This window comes from Flavobacteriales bacterium (assembly GCA_013001705.1).
Classification (GTDB): domain Bacteria; phylum Bacteroidota; class Bacteroidia; order Flavobacteriales_D; family JABDKJ01; genus JABDLZ01.
In genome coordinates this window covers 1-2788 of record JABDLZ010000278.1, presented here as the reverse complement: position 1 = coordinate 2788, position 2788 = coordinate 1, and the positions used below count along the sequence as shown (strand labels likewise).

Annotated in this window: 2 protein-coding genes; both read right to left on the bottom strand. The window is 49.0% G+C overall.

Annotation, left to right across the window (positions count from 1 at the left end; genetic code table 11):
- Positions 1-1058 (bottom strand): hypothetical protein (locus HKN79_11135; protein ID NNC84120.1); only part of this gene is annotated, 1058 nt, incomplete at its 3' end.
- A 474-nt stretch (positions 1059-1532) separates the two neighbouring features.
- The coding region (locus HKN79_11130; GenBank protein ID NNC84119.1) for a T9SS type A sorting domain-containing protein at positions 1533-2788 on the bottom strand (1256 nt) is incomplete at its 5' end.

Genomic DNA, 2788 nt, shown 5'->3' with positions numbered 1-2788 from the left:
GTATCAATGCTCACCGAACTTGCATCTGTAGTGGCCGTGGCCGTATCAGGATTTCCTGCTGCATCTTGAATCGTAATGGAAAATGACGCGGGACCATTGGTATCCGATCCTTGTACGGTCCAAGTGGCTGTCCACGAAGTACCAGAGCCTGAGACCGAGGCGGTATTACCTTGGATGGTGGCTGTGGGGGTGCCATCAGGAGTCTCATCCGTGGTGAAAGCGATGCTGATCACATCTCCTGTTCTCGCTAGAGTTGGATCTGCATTGTCAGAAGAGATCGACACTGAGAGGATGTTAGGTGGAGTAGTGTCGGGGACGGTATAGGAGTAATTGGCTCCACCATTATTATTCAAGTTCAAGGTGGCCATGTCATATGCCACTGCACCCACTGCACCTACTTCCGAACCAAGTGCTGTGGACCCAAGTGAAGAAGACAGAACATAATAGACCATTGTTGCGCCTTCAGGCAATCCGGGCAGACTGGCCGTACCGTTGGCTCCGGTGAAAGAGACTGAAGCGTAATTGGAGGTGGCGAAGCCATCCGAGCTGTAGCGGACATAAACAAACTCACCTGCTGAGGGTGCAGCCGATAAGGTCACGTCCACATCCGTTGCTGTATTTTCAACAGGTGGGTCATTCGTGACGGTAGTGATTGTCGCAGGATTAAATGACGTCTCCAGAATGGCCATGAATTGATTCGTAGGAGGGGCATATTCCGTCACATTGATGGTGTAGTAATTGCCTGAAGTAATCGATGGTAGTTCTCCGGATTGCCCTCCATAACTGCTGTTATATCGCGCTGACGCAGCTTCAGTCGCAGGATCAATCACTTGATCGAACCCTGCCAATGTCTGAAAAGCCGTATACGGACGCCAATTTTCAAAGTAGTCTCCAGTTGCAAACTCCCAAACTCGGCCAGTGGCCCCACTGGTAGATTGAAGTCGGACCTGACGGAAAGCGCCCAGATCATTCAGATTGTGTGTCTGATAGCTACCATCCACTAACTGAGTCCCGATGAATGTCGGTTGTGCATATCCAGAAAAGGAGGTGAATATCATAGCTACTATCAAGCATGATACACAGGTTATTTGTTTGATCATCATGTAAAAAGGTTGAGTGACTAAAAGCACTTTTGTCCATTATCTTGAATCTGATTCAAGAAATCTTACCTGCAATCGGGAATCGGTCGATTATTCGATCCTTTCACATCTCCATACGTCTCATACGATGGTATTGGCGGTCTTATCGTAGCTAGCCTCTATACTTCAATCCTAGCTATGACCTACTCCTCTTCTACAGTCGAGTTTAAATTTAGGTAAAAGTCGAACGCTGTCAAAGTGCTATTTTTCCAGCATCCTTTAATGCTCTGGTTGAATAGGATCATTCCCATCGGACATCTGACTCGTATTTCGACTTCTATCCGAGTTCCTATCCAAGTTCAGTCGAACCACCTATCCAACAGGACACACATCACAATAAAAAAGGGCATCCCTTTCGGAATGCCCTCTATCAAATCGTGAAAACGGTTAGAACTATTCTACCATCATGCGTAGCGTAGTCTCCACATCTCCATCCCATACCCGTACGAGATAGAGACCGGTCTTAAGCTTCTGATCAGGGCGGACCATGATATTAGCCGCACCTTTCACAGATATCTGCTCTGTAAAGACCAGACTTCCAGTGATATCGTAGATAGCGATCTGCAGGGGTGCAGTGCCATCTCGTTGCTCATCCAGTTCAAGAATGAATTCCGTACCTGTGTTCGGATTCGGATAGAGACTGATGGATGAAACTTCATTCGAAGTCAACTTGACATCCCCATCTTCCGATGGAGGAGCAATAGGTCCTGCAGCTGTGATATTGATCACACATACGGTCGAGAAGGATCCATTCTGTCCATCGGCCAAGGCCCTGACCCGCACATCCCAAGATCCTCCTCCACTCAGATCGAGATCGGTGGTATGGAATGCAAGTGAGATACCATTGGTAGTGGTGGTCTGGATACCTCCAGTCTGTCCCGAAGTAGGTGTCCACTCCCACTCATAGCCAGTAGCTCCGTACACATACTCTGCGAGAATGAAGTTCGGATCCGGATAGTCGAAAGAACCACCGCAGTACGAACCCTGTACCTCAGTATTCTCAGGCTCAGAGGCCATGGCGATCAGACAAGAAGCACCAGGTGCGCTCCAGGCGCCATTGACCTGTACTTCTACAGTTACGTTATATCCAACAGAACCATACTGAAGCCCTGGACCACCGAAGGGACCTACATTGTACAAGAACATCGCGTAGTTGCTGGATGTCTCTACAAATGGACCGCCCGGACCATCGAAGGTGAATCGGTACTGATCGGCCCCCGGCACGGGTACAGCCTGAATCTGATCCTCCAGATAAAGGTCGGTGGTACTTGGACAGAACTGAGACTGCAATTGGGTGGTAGGCACATCGGCCTGTATGGTGATCGGACATGGCGTACCGTATTGTGACCAGAACTCGAAGATGCTACCATTGGCTCGCATCCTTACTTTGTGGCTGACCGAGACGTCATAGGTGGTACCATATTCCAGACCAGGTACGCTGGCCAAAGTAATATATGGGGTCTCTCCCAGATTGGTATAATTCACGATCAGTCCACCTCCCTGCTCTTCGAAGCGGAAGCGGTATCCTTTCACCGGTACATTGGGATTGGAATAGAGCTGACCCAGATCATCGCGTTCTGAATAGATGGACTGGGAGAGGTCATAGGTCTCATTGCAGTACTGACTCTGTAGTTCGGAATCCTCATAGG